Origin of the sequence: Enterobacter sp. BIDMC93 (assembly GCF_001037805.1) — a bacterium.
GTDB lineage: Bacteria > Pseudomonadota > Gammaproteobacteria > Enterobacterales > Enterobacteriaceae > Enterobacter > Enterobacter hormaechei_C.
The window spans coordinates 2,107,403-2,124,879 of record NZ_KQ089962.1 but is presented as its reverse complement, the minus strand read 5'-3'; the positions used below and the strand labels follow the sequence as shown (position 1 = coordinate 2,124,879).

Annotated in this window: 15 protein-coding genes; 4 read left to right on the top strand and 11 right to left on the bottom strand. The window is 57.4% G+C overall.

The window, feature by feature from the left end:
• Window positions 1–3 precede the first annotated feature (3 nt).
• The 3 genes from SK58_RS10035 (at window position 4) to yegS (ending at window position 3,603) form a co-directional block, all read left to right on the top strand.
• The gene (locus SK58_RS10035) at window positions 4–942 is read left to right on the top strand and encodes a hypothetical protein (RefSeq protein ID WP_015572363.1); all 939 of its coding nucleotides are present in this window, start codon (window positions 4–6) and stop codon (window positions 940–942) included.
• A 151-nt stretch (window positions 943–1,093) separates the two neighbouring features.
• Window positions 1,094–2,455 carry a prephenate-dependent tRNA uridine(34) hydroxylase TrhP gene (yegQ, locus tag SK58_RS10030; RefSeq protein WP_015572361.1) on the top strand — a complete coding sequence of 454 codons (1,362 nt, stop codon included), beginning with the start codon at window positions 1,094–1,096 and terminating at the stop codon, window positions 2,453–2,455.
• A gap of 248 nt (window positions 2,456–2,703) precedes the next feature.
• Complete coding sequence (yegS, locus tag SK58_RS10025) at window positions 2,704–3,603, top strand: lipid kinase YegS (RefSeq protein ID WP_015572360.1); 900 nt, start codon at window positions 2,704–2,706, stop codon at window positions 3,601–3,603.
• A 69-nt stretch (window positions 3,604–3,672) separates the two neighbouring features.
• Here yegS and SK58_RS10020 read toward each other — a convergent pair whose 3' ends face one another.
• The 10 genes from SK58_RS10020 to dalD all read right to left on the bottom strand — a co-directional run bounded on the left by SK58_RS10020 (window position 3,673) and on the right by dalD (window position 15,221).
• A complete protein-coding gene (locus SK58_RS10020) occupies window positions 3,673–4,446 on the bottom strand; it encodes an ABC transporter ATP-binding protein (protein ID WP_032104609.1) in 774 nt (257 codons plus the stop codon).
• A gap of 9 nt (window positions 4,447–4,455) precedes the next feature.
• Window positions 4,456–5,316 (bottom strand): ABC transporter ATP-binding protein, encoded by an 861-nt coding sequence (locus tag SK58_RS10015; RefSeq protein WP_032669503.1) that lies wholly within the window; start codon window positions 5,314–5,316, stop codon window positions 4,456–4,458.
• A complete protein-coding gene (locus SK58_RS10010) occupies window positions 5,288–6,193 on the bottom strand; it encodes an ABC transporter permease (protein WP_048219779.1) in 906 nt (301 codons plus the stop codon). Before SK58_RS10010 ends, SK58_RS10015 begins: the two co-directional genes overlap by 29 nt.
• Window positions 6,190–7,227 carry an ABC transporter permease gene (locus SK58_RS10005; RefSeq protein ID WP_017693076.1) on the bottom strand — a complete coding sequence of 346 codons (1,038 nt, stop codon included), beginning with the start codon at window positions 7,225–7,227 and terminating at the stop codon, window positions 6,190–6,192. The genes SK58_RS10010 and SK58_RS10005 overlap by 4 nt, the downstream gene beginning before the upstream one ends.
• Window positions 7,224–8,840: an ABC transporter substrate-binding protein gene (locus tag SK58_RS10000; RefSeq protein WP_047062943.1), complete on the bottom strand. Its 1,617-nt coding sequence runs from the start codon at window positions 8,838–8,840 to the stop codon at window positions 7,224–7,226. Before SK58_RS10000 ends, SK58_RS10005 begins: the two co-directional genes overlap by 4 nt.
• A 33-nt stretch (window positions 8,841–8,873) precedes the next feature.
• Window positions 8,874–10,028, bottom strand: coding sequence for a mandelate racemase family protein (locus SK58_RS09995; protein ID WP_015572356.1), 1,155 nt, complete (start codon window positions 10,026–10,028; stop codon window positions 8,874–8,876).
• Between the two features lie 297 nt (window positions 10,029–10,325).
• A complete protein-coding gene (locus SK58_RS09990; protein WP_080339249.1) occupies window positions 10,326–10,991 on the bottom strand; it encodes an HAD family hydrolase in 666 nt (221 codons plus the stop codon).
• Window positions 10,992–11,035: 44 nt separating this feature from the next.
• Entirely contained in the window at window positions 11,036–12,313 is a 1,278-nt protein-coding gene (locus SK58_RS09985) for an RbtT/DalT/CsbX family MFS transporter (protein ID WP_017693074.1), read from the bottom strand.
• Between the two features lie 67 nt (window positions 12,314–12,380).
• Window positions 12,381–13,844 carry a xylulokinase gene (gene xylB / locus SK58_RS09980; RefSeq protein ID WP_015572354.1) on the bottom strand — a complete coding sequence of 488 codons (1,464 nt, stop codon included), beginning with the start codon at window positions 13,842–13,844 and terminating at the stop codon, window positions 12,381–12,383.
• Window positions 13,845–13,853: 9 nt separating this feature from the next.
• On the bottom strand, window positions 13,854–15,221 hold the full coding sequence (gene dalD, locus SK58_RS09975) for a D-arabinitol 4-dehydrogenase (protein ID WP_033487331.1): 1,368 nt from the start codon (window positions 15,219–15,221) through the stop codon (window positions 13,854–13,856).
• A 211-nt stretch (window positions 15,222–15,432) separates the two neighbouring features.
• Between dalD and SK58_RS09970 the strand changes: the two genes are divergently transcribed.
• Window positions 15,433–16,380, top strand: a complete 948-nt coding sequence (locus tag SK58_RS09970; RefSeq protein WP_017693072.1) for a sugar-binding transcriptional regulator — start codon at window positions 15,433–15,435, stop codon at window positions 16,378–16,380.
• On the opposite strand, the gene SK58_RS09965 is transcribed toward SK58_RS09970, so the two are convergent.
• The gene (locus SK58_RS09965; protein ID WP_047062497.1) at window positions 16,377–17,408 is read right to left on the bottom strand and encodes a LacI family DNA-binding transcriptional regulator; all 1,032 of its coding nucleotides are present in this window, start codon (window positions 17,406–17,408) and stop codon (window positions 16,377–16,379) included. The genes SK58_RS09970 and SK58_RS09965 overlap by 4 nt on opposite strands.
• Between the last annotated feature and the right edge of the window lie 69 nt (window positions 17,409–17,477).

Genomic DNA, 17,477 nt, shown 5'->3' with positions numbered 1-17,477 from the left:
GAAATGCAAAATGTTATTGGTAATTTATTCATTATCATCACCACAGCTATAAGCGTTGCCAGCCTTTTCTTGGGGTTATTTGCTTATAATAAAAAAATGAAAACAAAAGCAATACAAAAAATAGAACTCCTCATACCTAAAAAAAACAGAATAACCAAGTTTTCCGAGCAATGGGTAAGCGCTTTTTTCCTGGCATTCGGTAATCATGCATTCTCAAAAAGGCAATTAATTACCATACCATTTTTATTGATTTTATATTCCAGTATCTTATTTGTAGTTTGGTATCTCTGGGTGCTGACTTTTAGAAATCCTGAGCACATCATTCCTCAACATCTGCCATTGACCATTAAAGTTGCATTACATGACTTTATTCATTTTGGCTTTTGGTACTCTTTACTGCTTGATGTGATGTCAATTTATCTTATCAGAGCTTACATTAACGCAGGTCTATCGAAAGGGTTTTCGTCTGTAAAATCGATCGTTTATTTTTCTTCAATTGTTCTGGGCGTTATGCTCTCATTTACACTTATCGTCACCCATCTTAAAAATGCTTCGATTGAGGACCTCTATATCCAGCAAGGCCTGTATTTTGAAGACAGACCTGTAATGACATGGAACCCGCTGGAAGTGATACGGTCTTCACTGGATTTCATCGATAACGAAACCATGATTATCTTTACCTCAAAAGGGGCAATATCTAACTACTTCATTCCGCAGGCTATCATGTTTTACCTTTCCATGTTTACGCAATTGACGCTGCTTATTGTTTTCATCAGCTATATGATCACAAAAATACTGCATAACATTCGAACAGTTGCCATCTGGACAGTCAAGTATTCTGGAACGGCTACGATGAATGCCATTGGTTTCATTCTTATCGCCGGTATTATTCTACTTGCTTTAATATATTTGTGTTTGTATGTCATATCGCTAATGGTTTAAAGATACGAAGTATTATGTCATCTGAAAGGGGTGAGGCGCTTTACCTCCCCGCCCCGCAGCGCTACAATGCCCGCCCTTAAAGTGGGGGATCTCCCCTTACCGCTGCACCAGGTGCACGCGGATCTGACCTGTCATCAGAACGAGAACAAACATGTTTAAACCGGAACTCCTTTCCCCGGCGGGAACGCTGCAAAATATGCGTTACGCTTTCGCCTATGGTGCCGACGCCGTTTACGCGGGCCAGCCGCGCTACTCGCTGCGCGTGCGTAACAACGAATTCAACCACGAGAATCTTCAGCTCGGCATCAATGAAGCGCATGCCCTGGGCAAAAAATTCTACGTGGTGGTGAACATCGCGCCGCACAACGCTAAGCTGAAAACGTTCATTCGCGACCTGAAGCCGGTCGTGGAGATGGGGCCGAACGCGCTGATCATGTCGGACCCGGGTTTAATCATGCTGGTTCGGGAGAACTTCCCGGAGATGGACATTCACCTCTCGGTGCAGGCTAACGCCGTCAACTGGGCAACGGTGAAATTCTGGAAACAGATGGGGCTGACCCGCGTCATTCTGTCCCGCGAGCTGTCCCTCGAAGAGATCGAAGAGATCCGCACCCAGGTGCCGGATATGGAGATCGAAATCTTCGTTCACGGCGCGCTGTGCATGGCCTACTCCGGCCGCTGCCTGCTCTCTGGCTACATCAACAAGCGTGACCCGAACCAGGGCACCTGCACCAACGCCTGCCGCTGGGAATATAACGTTCAGGAAGGCAAAGAAGATGACATCGGCAATATCGTGCACAAACACGAGCCGATCCCGGTCACCAACGTTGAGCCAACGCTGGGTATCGGCGCGCCTACCGACAGCGTGTTTATGATCGAAGAAGCCAAACGTCCGGGCGAATACATGACCGCCTTCGAAGACGAGCATGGCACCTACATCATGAACTCCAAAGATCTGCGCGCCATCGCACACGTCGAGCGTTTAACCCAGATGGGCGTACACTCCCTGAAAATCGAAGGCCGCACCAAGTCTTACTACTACTGCGCCCGTACCGCACAGGTGTATCGCAAAGCCATCGACGATGCCGCCGCCGGTAAACCGTTCGACACCAGCCTGCTGGAAACGCTGGAAGGTCTGGCGCATCGCGGCTATACCGAAGGTTTCCTGCGCCGTCACACCCACGACGACTACCAGAACTACGAGCATGGCTACTCGATTTCCGAACGCCAGCAGTTTGTAGGCGACTTCACCGGCGAACGTAAAGGTCCGCTGGCCGCCGTCGCCGTAAAAAACAAATTCACTAAAGGCGACAGCCTGGAGCTGATGACGCCTCAGGGCAACATGAACTTCCGCCTCGAGCACCTGGAAAACAAAAAAGGTGAGGCGATAGAGGTCGCTCCTGGCGACGGCCATGTGGTCTGGCTGCCGGTTCCTGAAGAGGTAGAGCTGGAGTTTGCACTGCTGATGCGTAATTTTGAAGGTGAAAATACCCGAAATCCACACGGCAAATAGTCAATCAACGGGATTTTTTCACGCTGGGATAATTCTTAGAATCGGATCACATACCGCTTCGTTCAATACGGGTATTATCCCCCCGCTGAAAAACATAACCCATAAATGCTAGCTGTACCAGGAACCACCTCCTTAGCCTGCGTAATCTCCCTTACGCGGGCTTATTTTTTGCCTTTCATCCTGTTCTTACCCGCTTTTTCCTTCTCTGGGATACACTCTTTCTATAGTTAAAAAAGGGAGCAACCCGGATGGCATCCTATCCAGACAGTTTATTAATTCTCAATGGCAAAAGTGCAGGCAACGATCTGTTGCGCCAGGCGATCACCGAATTGCGTGAAGATGGCGCGCGCATTCACGTGCGGGTGACCTTTGAAAAAGGCGATGCGGCACGCTATATCGACGAAGGCATCAGGTTAGGTGCTGAGACCATCATTTCAGGCGGCGGCGACGGAACAATCAACGAGATCGCTGGTGCGCTTATTGACCTCAACACAGCACATCGCCCGGTGATGGGCATTTTACCGCTCGGTACCGCCAATGATTTTGCCACCAGCGCCGGCATACCTGAGGATTTAGGCAAAGCACTGCAACTGGCTATCCTCGGGAAAGCGACCGCCGTCGACATTGCACAGGTGAATGAAAGAACCTGCTTTATCAACATGGCTACGGGCGGTTTCGGCACGCGGATCACCAGCGAAACGCCGGAGAAGCTGAAAGCCGCGCTGGGCGGCGTCTCGTACCTCATTCACGGTCTGATGCGCATGGACACCCTCAAACCCGACAGCTGTGAAATCCACGGTGAGAACTTCCACTGGCAGGGCGACGCGCTGGTGATTGGTATCGGCAACGGACGTCAGGCAGGCGGCGGACAGCAGCTTTGCCCGGAAGCCCTGATTAATGATGGTCAGCTACAGCTGCGCATTTTTACTGGCGACGGGCTGCTGCCCGCGCTGTTTACGACGCTGACGCAGCCAGAGGAGAGCCCCAATATTATCGCCGGGAAATCCGCGTGGTTTGAAGTGATCGCCCCACACGGCATGACCTTTAACCTTGATGGCGAACCGCTGAGCGGAGAGAAATTCCGCATCGAAGTGGTTCCGGGCGCGTTGCAGTGCCGATTACCGCCGGATTGTCAGCTCTTGCGCTGATGGTTTGCCGGGTGGCGGCTACGCCTTACCCGGCCTACAGGACCGATCGCGTAGCCGCCACCCGGCTACCTAATACACCGCCACCTCCCGCGCCATCTCGCGGGAATACTGCTGTGAGGCATTGACCAGCATCCGCGTATAGTCGGTTTTGGCCTGCCCGGCGACCAGTTCGTCCACCGTCAGGCTTTCAAGGATTTTGCCATACTGCATTACCGCCACCTTCTGACACAGATGGGCAATCACGCCCAGATCGTGGGTGACCATCAGGTAGGTCAGGTTCGACTCACGCTGAAGTTCCGCCAGCAGGTTGAGGATTTCCGCCTGAACCGAGACGTCCAGCGCCGAGGTAGGTTCATCCAGCAGCAGCACCTGCGGCTCCAGAATCAGCGCCCTGGCAATCGCCACGCGCTGGCGCTGCCCGCCGGAAAGCTGGTGCGGATAGCGATCGCGAAACGCCCGGCTAAGCCCAACTTTATCCAGCAGGGCGTGAACGCGCCGCTCCCGATCTTTTATGCGGTGAATGTGCAGCGGCTCTTCCAGAATATCGCCGATGGTGTGACGCGGATGCAAAGAGCCGTACGGATCCTGAAATACCATCTGCACCCGGCGGCAGCGTTCCTGGCTGATACGTTTTTCCAGCCGCTTGCCGTTAATCGCCAGCTCGCCCTCCCAGTGGGTAAACAGCCCGGCAAGGCATTTCAGCACCGTGGTTTTGCCCGAACCGGACTCCCCCACCAGGCCGTAAATCTCGCCGTCCCTCACGCTGATATTCACATCGTCCAGCACCTGATTACGCTTCTCGCCCTCGCCAAACGTCAGGTTAAGGTGTTGTATCTCGATCATCTCTGCTCCTTACTCGTTGAGCCAGCTGGCCTGACGCTGTAATACCGGCAGCGTCGGTCGGCGATGGTTGATTTCCGGTAGCGCGCTGATGAGCCCCTGGGTGTAGGGATGCCTGGCGTTGTGCAGATCCTTCGCGGCAATCGACTCCACCACCCGTCCGGCGTACATCACCAGCACCCGGTCGCAGAAGCTGCGCACCAGGTTGATGTCGTGGCTGATAAAGATCAGCCCCAGACCGCGGGACTGCACCAGGTCGTCGAGCAGGCCCAGCACCTGCAAACGCACCGACACGTCCAGCGCCGAAGTCGGCTCGTCGGCAATGACCAGCTCCGGATCGGCGATCAGCATCATGGCGATCATGATGCGTTGCCCCTGCCCGCCGGAAATCTCGTGCGGACAGAGGTGATACACCCGCTCCGGCTGGCGAATGCGCACCACGTCGAGCATCTCCAGCACTCTGGCTTTGGCTTCCGCCTTGCGCCCCGGATGATGGGTCAGCCAGGCTTCGGCAATTTGGTCGCCCACGCACACCACCGGGTTAAGGGAGTATTTCGGGTCCTGCATGATCATCGAGATGCGCTTGCCGCGAATGCCGCGCATCTGCGCCTCGCTGACGGCCTGTAAATCGACATCGCCAAACTGCATCCGCGCGGCGCGGATCTGCGCTTTGGCCGGATGCAGGCGTAGCAGCGCCCGCCCGACGGTGGATTTACCGGAACCGGATTCACCGACAATCGCCAGCTTTTCGCGTCCGAGCTGGAAAGAGACGCCGCGCACCGCGTGGGTGACCGCGCCGCCGTTGATAAAATCGACGTGGAGATCGCGCACGTCGAGCATCGGGTTATTCGCTACGAGGATCGAGGATGTCACGCAGGCCATCTCCTAAGAAGTTGAACGCCAGACTGTTGATCAGGATCGCCAGCCCCGGAATAGTCACCACCCACCAGCACTCCATCATGTAGGTACGACCGCTGGAGATCATCGCTCCCCACTCCGGCTCCGGCGGCTGTGCGCCAAGGCCAAGAAAGCCCAGCCCGGCGGCGGTGAGAATGATCCCCGCCATGTTCATGGTGATGCGGATAATCACTGACGGCAGGCACAGCGGGACAATGTGACGCCACAGTACGCGCACCGGGGAAGCACCCTGAAGCCGCACGGCGGAGATAAAATCGGACTGGCGCAGAGAGAGGGTTTCGGCGCGCGCCAGACGGGCAATCGGCGGCCAGGCGGTGAGCGTAATCGCAATCACCACGTGCTCCAGCCCCGGCCCGAGCGCCGCGACAAACGCCAGCGCCAGCACCAGGCTCGGGAAGGAGATAAAGATATCGGTGACGCGCATCAGCACCGCGTCCACCCTGCCGCCGAAATAGCCTGCGGTCACGCCCAGCAGCAGCCCCAGCGGGCCAACGGTCACGGAGACCAGCAGCACGATGTAGAGCGTGATGCGCGCGCCGTACACCAGCCGGCTGAAGATGTCCCGGCCAAACTCGTCGGTGCCGAACCAGTGCAGTGCGTTCGGGGCGACCAGCGCGTTATTGAGGTCCTGCACCAGCGGGTTGTACGGCGCGATCAGCGGGGCAAACGCCGCCACAATCAGCAGCAGCAGGATAATCCCGCCGCCGATGGCGGTGAGCGGATTGCGCGCCATCTTGCCGACGAAGCCCGCGGCGCGGCCCAGCGTGCGTCTGATACGCTGGCGGCGTTCGGATGGCCCGGTCCCCAGCGGCGAATCCAGAGAAACGGTCATGATTTCGTCCTCGGGTCAAAGAGTTGATACAGCATGTCGGAGAGCAGGTTCAGCATCACGAAGATGACCCCCACCAGCAGCACGCAGCCCATGACCGCGTTCATATCCCCGAGCAGCAGGCTGCCGGTGAGATACGAACCGAAGCCCGGCCAGGAGAAGACGGTTTCAATCAGCACCGCCCCCTCCAGCAGCGAGCCGTAGGCCAGCGCCACTACCGTCAGGAGCTGCACGAGAATGTTGCGAAACGCGTGATTCCAGATCACCTGACGTTCAGTTAAGCCCTTCACCCGGGCAGTGATAATGAACTCCTGCGACAGCTGCGCCAGCATAAAGCTGCGGGTCATGCGGCTGATATAGGCCAGGGAGTGGAAGCCAAGCAGCGACGCGGGCAAAACCAGATGGTTAATGGCGTTCCAGAACACCGCGCCGTTTCCGGCCAGCAATGCATCCACCGTCATCAGTCCGGTGCGGCGTGGGACTACCCCCTCCAGTCCGAGATCCAGACGTCCCGCGCCTCCCACCCAGCCAAGCCAGGCGTAGAACAGCAGCAGCCCCATCATCCCGACCCAGAAAATCGGCGTGGAATAACCCGCCAGACTGATGATGCGCACCACGTAGTCGGAAACGCTGTTGCGCCGCGCCGCCGCCAGTACGCCCAGCGGAATGCCCAGACCCGCACCGACGATAATCGCCATCGTCGCCAGCTCGAGCGTCGCCGGGAAGACGCGCAGAATATCGGCAGTCACCGGTTTACCCGTCAGCAGGGCATTGCCCAGATCGCCGTGCAGCAGGTTATTGAGGTAAATACCGAACTGAGCCAGCAGCGACCGGTCGAATCCCAGCTGGTGATAGACCTGCTGATAGGTGCTGTGGTCGGCATCCGGTCCGACAATCGCCAGCACCGGATCAACGGGCATTACGCGGCCGATGAAAAAGGTCAGCAGCAGAAGGCCGAACAGCGTCACCACCACCTGCGTTAACCGCTTTGAGAAGCGCCGGGTCCGTGAGCCGGGCGCGAGAATTGCCACACTCATTTGTCACCTCCGGTTTTGTAGACCTCACGCAGGAAGGTGGTGGCCGACGGGTGCGACTGGAAGTTCTTCACCTCGTTACGCACCACCACCGAATCGACCATCTGTGACAGGGGGATCATCGCCGGGATCAGCGCGTCGTAGCGGACCTGGATCTGCTGGTAGTCGGCGATCTGTTTTTCCGGATCGCGCTCCAGCAGGGCCTTGTCGATCATTTCGTTGAGCGGCTTGTCGTAGAAGCTGGTACGCCAGCCCTGGAAGTTGGTCAGACGGGCTTCATCGCTGTTGTCCGGGTTATAGACCAACGCCCGCAGGCTGGAGTGCGGATGGGGTTCGACGCCGCTACCGCCGCGCCCCACCAGCATGTCGAACTTGCGCTCGCGCATTGCGCCGTAAATCTGGTTCCCGGTGCCGGTGATGATTTTGGCGTTGATGCCCGCCTGCATCAGCGTCGACTGCACGGCGATGGCGATATTGAGGAACGGCTGATCCGCCAGCACCCGCAGGGTGGTGTCAAACCCGTCCGGGTAGCCCGCCTCCGCCAGCAGCTTTCTGGCGCGCGGGATATCGAGCCTATAGCCCGGGTCCGGCAGCGTGGACGGCATACCCGCCTTGATCGGGCGCTGGTGCAGCACGCCGTAGCCCGGCATCAGCGCGCTGTTGATGCCCTGATAGTCAATCAGATAGCGCACCGCTTCGCGCACCTTCGGGTTAGCGAAATGGACCTCTTTCATGCTCATCGCCACGTAGTAGACCGTGCCTTTCTGCACGGCTTCGACGGTGAGCTGCGGGTCTTTGCGCAGGGCGTTAATGTCCGCCACCGCCATGTTGTTGGCAACGTCGAGGTCGCCTTTCTCAATCATCAGGCGCAGGGTTTGTGACTCCTGGAAATGACGCAGCACCACCCTGCTCATTTTGGGTTCTTCCCGCCAGTATTGCGGGTTGCGCTGCATGCGCAGCATGTCCTTCGCCTGCCAGGTTTCCAGCATAAACGGGCCGGAACCCGCTTCGTTGGTGGTCAGCCAGCGGTTGCCCCAGTCGTTGTTGACCGCGTGCTGCTGCACCGTTTTGCTGTCGAGCACGCCGAGGTTGCCGAGCGCGCCGAGGGAGTAGATCACCAGCTGCGGGTCGTTGGCTTTTGGCAGGACAATCTGCACGGTGTATGCATTCGGGGCGCTGATTTGGTTATCAATGTTCTTTTTAGAAAATCCGTAGGATTTCCACACCGAAGCCTGGGCCAGGTTGAGGTGCAGCAGGCGGCGCATTGACCAGACCACGTCCTCCGCCGTGAGCGGGTTGCCAGAGTGGAATTTAACGTCGTCACGCAGGTGAAAGGTCAGGGTTTTACGGTCCGGCGAAATATCCCAGGACGTCGCCAGCGCGGGCCTGACGTTGGTGAGCGCGTTCGGGTCCAGCTCCACCAGCGAGTCGTAGAGATTGACCACAATGCCGACCACTTCGTTACCGGTCATTGCCGCCGGATCGAGGGTCAGCAGGTTATTCATGTTCATGCCGATGATGAGCTGGTCGGGCGGCGTTTTCGCGTACGCCGCACCGCTCCCCATCATCAGCGAGAGCGCGAGCAAGCACGCCCCGGCTAAGGGAGATCGTTTCATGTATATATCGCCTGTAGGGTACGTTTTTATCTGTCAGTCGTGGCTGACGGTATTGGCTTCGATATATGCAAAATTAATGTCTTCGCCCAGTCCCGGGCGGGTCGGCAGACTGACCATGCCGTTTTCGTCCATCGGGTCCACCAGGCTGTTGAGGTACGCCGCCGGTTGGTCGTAGTCGAGGAACGGGTGCAGCAGGCCGCGCTCGTACCAGCGGCAGTTTTTGATGGCGCCAATCACCGCCAGGCTGGCCGCGCCGTTGCCGTGTATTTCGCAGTCCATGCCAAAAGATTCCGCCAGGTTCGCCACCTTCAGCGTTGGGGAAATGCCGCCCACGCCGTTCGACCCTGCGCGCAGGATGTCGCAGGCCCCGGCTTTGATCCAGTCCGCGCGGCTGTGGTGCTTTCCGCCCAGGCTTTCCGGGCCGATAACCGGAATCGAGAGGTTCTCCGCCAGCCACGCGTAGGAGGCCATGCTCTCCTCCTCCATCGGCTCTTCAAACCAGGCGAAGTCAAGCTTTTCCAGCGCTTTGCCGATGTACAGCGCCTCGGTACGGCTGTACCAGTGGTAGCCGTCAATCATGAGGTCAATGTCCGGGCCAACCGCTTCACGCACGGCGGCACAGGCTTTGACGTCCATCTTTGGATTGGGGGCGAAAGAGACTGGCGGCATCCAGGTGTGCAGCTTGATGGCCTTGTAACCGCGCGCTACCAGCTTTTCGGCAAAGCTGGCGTACTCCTCCGGCGTGGATAATCCGCCCGGCAGATCGTCGCCGCACATGGTGCTGCCGTAGGCCGGCACCTTATCGCGATAGCCGCCAAGCAGTTTCCAGACCGGCAGGTTGAGCTTACGGCCAATCAGATCCCACAGCGCCTGTTCAACGAAGCCCAGCGCACGCTCGGTCAGCTGATGCGCGCTTCCCCGCTGCCAGTGCGCCAGATCCTGCCAGATGCGTTCCCGGTTGAATGCGTCCTGCCCCACCAGCACTTTGCGAAAGAAGGTATTGACCACAAAGGGGCGCACCACTTCCGGCGGCGCGAACGAATATCCGCGGGTGCCCTCTTCTGCCGTGATGGTCAACATCGCCATTTTGGCCATGCTTTCCGGCCCAGGATGCGAATGCCCCGCGGCGTCAGAGACCCGACGCGTCGGGTACTGAAAGACGGTGACGTTTACAGATTCAATTTTCATTATCGGTCCTTAAGTCCGGCGATAAGCCCAGAAGCAGAAAATGACAAAGGGGTTTTATGTTTTTAAAAATGCGTTTCAGTATGTAATTTAAGCATAAAAAATCAGCACGTCCTCGGACAAAACGCGTTAAGGAGAGGCTATTTTTTGGGCATATGCACGGTCGGACGTGACAATTTTCACAAAAGCGCGGGGAAATGTGAGGTTGATCGGGAGACGTTATTTGAAGGTAAGCGCAGAAGCAGGAATATGCTGACCGGCAACAACCCGCGGAAACTTCTGCGCTTACAAATCAGTCAACTAACCCGCTTCCGGGGCTGGAACGGCAAGCGTTTCCAGCAGCGCATGCATAGACGCATACCGGCCACTGGCATTGTTAAAGCTGGCATGATGGCACGCTGGCGAGACGATGAGGGTTTTGAGCCCCGCACTAAGGGCGGCACGGTAGCCGCTCTGGCTGTCCTCAATCACTATGCACTGCGAGGCCGTCAGGCCTAATTTTCGCAGCGCCGAGAGATAGACGGCAGGGTGCGGTTTTCCGTAGCGTTCATCGTCGGCGCTGCAAATGACCTCAAAATAGTGACCCATCCTGAGTTTCTTAAGCACCGCATGCACGATTTCATGCGACGAAGAGGTGGCAAGTGCAATCCGGTAACCTGCCTCACGAAAATACGACATCACGTCGTAGATGCCCTCTATCGCTTTGCCTTCCCGGCCAATCAGTTCGATGATGCGCAGACGAATGTCCGCTTCAATCATTTCAGGATCGGCCTCAAGTTTGCAGTATTCGCACCAGGTCCGGGCAATCTCATCCAGCCGCTTGCCTTTCGTCAGTGACTCACACTCTTCGTCGCTGACCTCAGCACGCCAGCCTGCCAGAGCTGCTTTCTGCGCCTGACGCCACAGGCCTTCGGAGTCAATGATGACGCCATCCATGTCAAAAATTACCGCCTTAACATCCATCATACGTCTCCGTGAATGGCCCGACGCTGCCGTCAGGCCTGAATAAATTACGAAATTCCGACCGTTTCACCCTTACAGGTTTCCTGACGAACAAACCCAGGCTGTTCAACCCGAATAAACGGACACAGGATGAAGGCCACGACATACAGCGCCGTGTAGGCAATGACCACGCCGAGCGTGCTGAACCAGGGCAGCAGCACCACGGCAATCGCCGGCGCAAGGAAGTTAGACAGACCGGCTGACAGGTTATACACCGAAATCGCCGCCCCCTTGTGCCGCGGCTCCAGCGCCGGGAACACCGCCGCCATCGGTACGAAGGCCGCCACAAAAATCCCCAGCGCGATGGCCGGGACCAGCGCCATGGCAAAGTTATGCCCGAAGTGCTGCGGAATGTAGTAAAACGCCAGGCTCGAGAGCGCCATCCCGATACAGCCAAACCAGCGCACCACCCGCATCCAGCCCATTTTTTCCGCCACCACGCCCCAGAAGACGTTCGAGAAGATGGTGGTGAAGAAGAATACCGCCCAGACCTGAAGCCACTCGGAGGTGGTGAAGCCCAGCTCGTCAACAAACATCATCGGCATGATGACGGCAAACCCGAACAGGGAGAGGGTGTTGATGATACGCACCATGCTGGAGAGCAGAATACTGCGGTTGGTGTAGAGCAGCGTCGCTGCACGGCCCAGCTCGGCGAATTTTTCTCGGGTGGAGAGAGTCTGCATATGCCGTGGCGTTTCCACCTTACGCATAGAGACCAGCGCAATGATCCCGCCGGTTACGCAGAATGCCAGCGCCAGCCACAGCGTGCCCATCTCCCCGATGTGCGGAATGGTAAAGCTCGGAATGTAGCTGCCGAACACGCCGATGCCGATAGAGTAAACCGCCCAGAACCAGCCCAGCGCCGCGCTGGTACTGTCACTGCGAACGTTATGCACAATGGCGACGATAAAGGCATAGAGGAACAGCGGATAGGCCAGGCCGCGGATCCCGTAGAACAGCAGAATTAATGCGTAATTTGCCTGACCCAGACCAAAAACGAGAAACAGGACGTGGAAAACGCACCACAGGACGAAGCCAATCAGCATGGTTTTTTGCGGGGTGATGATTTCAGCCACCACGCCGGAAATCCATGCGGAGAGCGCCGCCGCGAGACCGTAGAGCGTGAAGGCGAAAGAGGCTTCAGCAGGCGTGAAGCCCAGCGCCTTAATATAGTGCGACAGGAATGCCAGCTCGAAACCATCGCCCGTCATAAAGACCGCGATAGCGATATACCCCCAGACCAGACTCAGGGGTAATCCCAGCCATTGTTTGTTATTTAACGACATATTGACCTCGTTTTTAGGGTACAGGGAACCGCTCCGGCAGCATCACCGGAGGGTCTTTGCCACAGAATTATGGGTTTCGGTAGTTCAGGTCGTTTTGGTAAAGCGCGTTAAACTGCTGGTAACGCGTCATCAGCGCACGGTGGCGCGCCGGATCGCTGCGCCAGGTTTTATAGACTTCAGGTTTTTCGCACACGGAAGCCAGCGGCTTACCGGCTGCGAGACAGGCCAGCCGTGCAGCCCCCAGCGCACCGCCGGTTTCGCCGCCCTTATGCGTCACCACCGGCATCGCCAGAATATCGGCCAGCAGCTGGGCCCAGAAGGGGCTCCGCGCCCCGCCGCCGACGAGGGAGCACTGTTCAATCTGCGTGCCGCTCTCCTGCAACACGCGAAGGCCATCGGCAATACCGAAGCTGACGCCTTCCAGCACCGCATACCCCATCAGCGCACGCTGGCTGGAGTGCGTTAGCCCCCAGAACATGCCCCGTGCACAGGGATCGTTATGCGGCGTACGTTCCCCGGAAAGGTAGGGCAGGAACATCGGCGCGCTCGCTTTCTCCGCATCGCTTAGCTGGGCGATCTCCTCAAGCAATGCCAGCTCCGTGACGCCCACCAGACGGCAAAACCACTGTAGACAACTGGCGGCGCTTAACATCACGCTCATCTGATGCCACAGGTTTGGCAGCACGTGACAGAACGCGTGCACGGCAGACTGGGGCGCCGGACGGTAGGCATCCGTGACCACAAACAGCACGCCGGAGGTTCCCAGCGAAATAAACGCATCGCCCGGCGAAACGGCCCCAACCCCTATCGCGCTGACGGCGTTATCTCCCCCGCCGCCGGCAACGATAACCGAGGGGTTCAGACCCCACCGCTGCGCTACCGCAGGTTCGAGTAGCGCCGAGACCTCACACCCTTCCACCAGCGCAGGCATGGCGGCACGCGACAGCCCACATTTTTCCAGCAGTGCATCCGACCAGTCTCGTTTTCCCACATCCAGCCACAGCGTCCCTGCCGAGTCCGACATATCAGAGATTTTTTTTCCGGTCATTTTGAAGCGCAGATAATCCTTCGGCAGCAGCACGGTGGCGAGACGGCTGAAGTTCTGCGGCTCATGACGGCGCACCCAGAGCAGCTTTGGTGCCGTAAACCCCGGCATTGCCAGGTTCCCCGCCACCTGGTGCAGCTCGGGCGCCATCTCTTCCAGCTCTGCGCACTCCTGCGCGCAGCGGGTGTCATTCCACAGGATGGCCGGACGCAGGGGTTCACCCGCGGCATCCAGCAGTACCGCACCGTGCATCTGTCCGGAAAGGCCAATGGCTTTTATCGCCTGCCAGTGGTGGCCGCACTTCTCCCGGAGGGTGGCAATCAGGTATTCGGTTGCCTCCCACCAGGCTTCCGGCGATTGTTCAGACCAGTGCGGCTTCGGACGCTGTATCGTCAGCGGCGCGCTATGGGTGGCGACAACGCCGTTGTTTTCGTCAATGACCAGCGCCTTTACTTCTGATGTGCCAAGATCGATGCCCAGATACATACCCACCTCTCACTTAATCAGCGCGTAGACGTCAGCGATTTTTTCACGCAGAAGCGCGGCAAAATCTTCCCGGCCGGTCAGATCGCCAAACAGGGCGGTATCGCTGGCATATCGGGCTATCGGATCGTCCGATTCGAACATCGCATGTACCGCAGAGGCGTTGAGGATACCGTCCTGGTATTCATATGGCAGCTTGCCGTGATGCCACTGCTCCATATAGACGTAGAACAGCGCAGGCAGCATAGCGGTAGCGTCAGGACGTACGCCGCGCTGGTAACATTCACGCAGCGTTGGGGCGATCATCGCCGGGATCTTCGAGAACCCGTCGGCCGCGACGCGCTGGTTGGTGTCCTGAATCCAGGGGTTGGTAAAACGCTTAAGCACCACGTCGCGGTAGGCTGGCAGATCGATGCCATTATCTCCCAGGCAGGGAATGACATCTTCCGTCACGTAGCGGTCGGCAATCTTGTAGATAAATTCTGTCAGCGTGCTTTCATGGATATACTGCTGCCCGACCAGAGTACCCGCCCAGGCGATACAGCTATGGGAGGCATTGAGGATGCGGATCTTCGCCTCTTCATAAGGGATGACGGATCCCACCAGCTCCACGCCCACCGTTTCCAGCGCGGGACGAACGTCGCGGAAATTGTCTTCAACCACCCACTGAATAAAGCGTTCCCCCATAACCGGGGCGTTATCGTCTATGCCCGTCCGGGCCTTAATGCGCGCCGGGAGATCGGCCGCCGGACGCGGTGTGATGCGATCCACCATGGTATTCGGACAGGTCGCATTAGCGCTCAGCCATTCGATGACCCTCTGTTTGCCGCTGAGGGTTAAGAATTCAATCAACCCGTCGTGGAAGCGCTCGCCGTTATGCCGCACGTTGTCACAGTTAAGCAAGGTTACCGGACCCGCTCCGTTCGCCATACGCGCTTCGAGGATGCGGGCAATTGTCCCGTAGATGGTTTTACAGCCGCCCTTAATATCGCTCGCCAGATCGGCATTGGCCACATCCAGCCTGTGGCTGGTATCCAGATAGTAGCCCCCCTCCGTCACGGTAAACGCGATGACCCGAGTCTGCGGGTTCGCCCCTTCGGCAATCAGCGGCTGCAAATCCGCCTGCCACGGGATCAGCGTCTGAATCGAGGCGATCTCTTCATAGTCTCTCTCGCCTTCCGGGCTGACGGTCTCCAGTACATATCGCCCCTTCTGCGCGGCCAGCGCCTGCACCACATGTTCAGCATCGTTGCGTATGTTGCCCGCAGCGATGTGCCAGCGCGTATCGCCGCCGGCAATCAGGCGGTGCAGATACCACGCCTGATGCGCACGATGAAAAGACCCCAGCCCAATATGTAGCCATGTGTATTTCTCGGTCATTGTTCTGTTCTCCAGTGAGGTTATGGCTGAACTGTAGATGATCATTTGATTAAAATAAGAGCTACAGATCACAAAAGAACAAATGACCATTCAAATAACAAATGACCAATAAAGAGCAAACCGCTTGCCTCAGCGCGGAGCACCCGCCAGAATGACAGACAATTGTTGTGGGTGTTGACCGCCCTCAACCCCACTCTTGAGGCAGGGAAACGTGAGCAAAGAAGATGACATCAGGCTCGATCAAAAAGTGCGGGCGGCATGGATGTATTACATCGCCGGGCTTAATCAAAGCGAAATTGCCAGCCAGCTCGGCACATCAAGACCGGTGGTGCAGCGGCTGATTGCCGCCGCGAAAGAGGAAGGCATTGTCTCGATTGGGCTTCATCACCCTGTCGCTAACTGCCTCGATTATGCGCAACTTCTCGCGGAAAAATATCACCTGACCCACTGCAACATTGTGCCCGTCTACCGCAATGAAAGCGCGCTGGATAGCGTGACGTTTGGCTGTTATCAGCTGATGGCCCGCTACCTGCAAGGTGATAAACCCACGGTTGTCGGAATTGGCTCCGGACTGACGCTAAAAAAAACCATCAAGCGTATCGATTTTGACAGCCACAACACCCGCTGTGTCGCCCTGATCAGCGCCATGAACGAGCACGGGCAATGTAACTATTACGATGATGTGCCGTTGCTGCTGGCGCGTAAAATTCAGGGAAAATATTACCAGTGGCCGGCGCCGCGCTATGCTCAGTCCAGCGAGGAGCATGAGATGTGGTGCTCAAACCGCCTGTTCCGTAACGTCTGCGCCGTGGCGGATGCGGCCGATGTGATTTTTGTCGGCATCGGGGCGCTGGGCAAGCAGAGCCCTATCTTCAAAGACGGGTTTATCGATGAGGCACAGCTGGAAGAGTTGACCCAGCGCGGTGGCGTTGGCGAAATACTCGGACGCTTTATCGATGCCGACGGCAACGTCATCGACAGCCAGATTAATCGCTTTATTACCAGCTACGATATTCGCCAGAGCCAGTGTCCACGTATTGCGGCCGCCTGCGGCGAGGATAAACGCCCGGCGATCCTTGCCGCCCTCAAAGGCGGCTGGGTAAACGGTCTGGTGACGGATGAACAGACCGCGCGCTGGCTGCTGACGCGTCAGGGCTAGGCCGTGACACTCTGGCTGCCAATCAGTTCCGGTGGGATCTCAATACGCCTGACCGAGGTATCACCGGAATCGAGAATTTCAAATACCTTCTCCAGCATCGCCGGGACGTCCTGGCGCACCATGTCGATATCATGTCCCAGCAGAGAGACAAATGGGTCCCAGTCAAAACAACCCATCGGCGGCTGATTTTGGCCGGTCTGCCCGTATTGGGCCAGCCAACGTACCACCCCCTCCAGCGAAATGGTCGAATTGACAAACAGCCCCTTTAGCGCCGTCGATGGCGACGGGAAGGTGGCTCTGAGCTGCTCCTCCACGCGCGATGACGAGTACCCGGTGACCAGCAGCTGCTGTTCCGGAACGGTCAGCCCATGGGCCTGATGGGCATCAAGGAACCCGCGCAGGCGCTCTGCGGTGTTGTTATCACTCCGGCGTCCGCCCACGAAGGTCAGCGGAGCCAGCAAACCAAACCGTTTAAAGCTGCTGGCGAGGATCCGCTCTGTCAGCATCTTCGCGCCGCCGTAGTTATCCGAAATGATAGAGGGCGCCAGGGTACCCGGCAGATCAAGATTTAGCGTAGGTACGCCCGCCTGATGACAGAGTTCAGCAATTTTGTCCGGGTGTGTCGCCCCCGTGGCAATGACCCAGTCAACCTGCCAGGAGAGCATGGCACGGGCGGCATCCAGCTCGAGTTCCGGCTGTCGGCGTGTGCAGGTAATAATCGGCAACAGCCCTCTGGCACGCGCCATCTCTTCGAATTTTTCCGCTATAGAGCCGAAATAGCGGTTGTCATATTTCGGCACAATCATGCCGATAACGTTCGATTTCTTGCTGCGCAGCAGGCTTGCCTGACGGTTAACCGCGTAGCCCTGCTCTTGTGCAATGCGGGTTACCTTCTCTGCCAGGCTGGCGCTGATGCGGCGTTTCTTCCAGTTGCCATTCAAAATAGCACTCACCGCGCTGGCAGAAACGCCGGTGAGTTCCGCCAGATCGTAAATGGTCGTTTTCTTCGTTTTCTCAACGCGCGTCACAAAATCGCCTCTTCATTTTGAATGTCTCTTGCTGGAGAAATAAGCAAGTGCTAGATCTGCTTCATCGAT

What these genes read in the sequence shown, in the direction of transcription:
- yegQ (WP_015572361.1), top strand. Translation starts at nt 1,094, where the DNA reads ATGTTTAAACCGGAACTCCTTTCCCCGGCGGGAACGCTGCAAAATATG.
- SK58_RS10005 (WP_017693076.1), bottom strand. Translation starts at nt 7,227, where the DNA reads ATGAGTGTGGCAATTCTCGCGCCCGGCTCACGGACCCGGCGCTTCTCA.
- SK58_RS10020 (WP_032104609.1), bottom strand. Translation starts at nt 4,446, where the DNA reads ATGATCGAGATACAACACCTTAACCTGACGTTTGGCGAGGGCGAGAAG.
- SK58_RS10010 (WP_048219779.1), bottom strand. Translation starts at nt 6,193, where the DNA reads ATGACCGTTTCTCTGGATTCGCCGCTGGGGACCGGGCCATCCGAACGC.
- xylB (WP_015572354.1), bottom strand. Translation starts at nt 13,844, where the DNA reads ATGTATCTGGGCATCGATCTTGGCACATCAGAAGTAAAGGCGCTGGTC.
- SK58_RS09985 (WP_017693074.1), bottom strand. Translation starts at nt 12,313, where the DNA reads ATGTCGTTAAATAACAAACAATGGCTGGGATTACCCCTGAGTCTGGTC.
- SK58_RS09995 (WP_015572356.1), bottom strand. Translation starts at nt 10,028, where the DNA reads ATGAAAATTGAATCTGTAAACGTCACCGTCTTTCAGTACCCGACGCGT.
- SK58_RS10000 (WP_047062943.1), bottom strand. Translation starts at nt 8,840, where the DNA reads ATGAAACGATCTCCCTTAGCCGGGGCGTGCTTGCTCGCGCTCTCGCTG.
- SK58_RS10035 (WP_015572363.1), top strand. Translation starts at nt 4, where the DNA reads ATGCAAAATGTTATTGGTAATTTATTCATTATCATCACCACAGCTATA.
- SK58_RS09990 (WP_080339249.1), bottom strand. Translation starts at nt 10,991, where the DNA reads ATGATGGATGTTAAGGCGGTAATTTTTGACATGGATGGCGTCATCATT.
- dalD (WP_033487331.1), bottom strand. Translation starts at nt 15,221, where the DNA reads ATGACCGAGAAATACACATGGCTACATATTGGGCTGGGGTCTTTTCAT.
- yegS (WP_015572360.1), top strand. Translation starts at nt 2,704, where the DNA reads ATGGCATCCTATCCAGACAGTTTATTAATTCTCAATGGCAAAAGTGCA.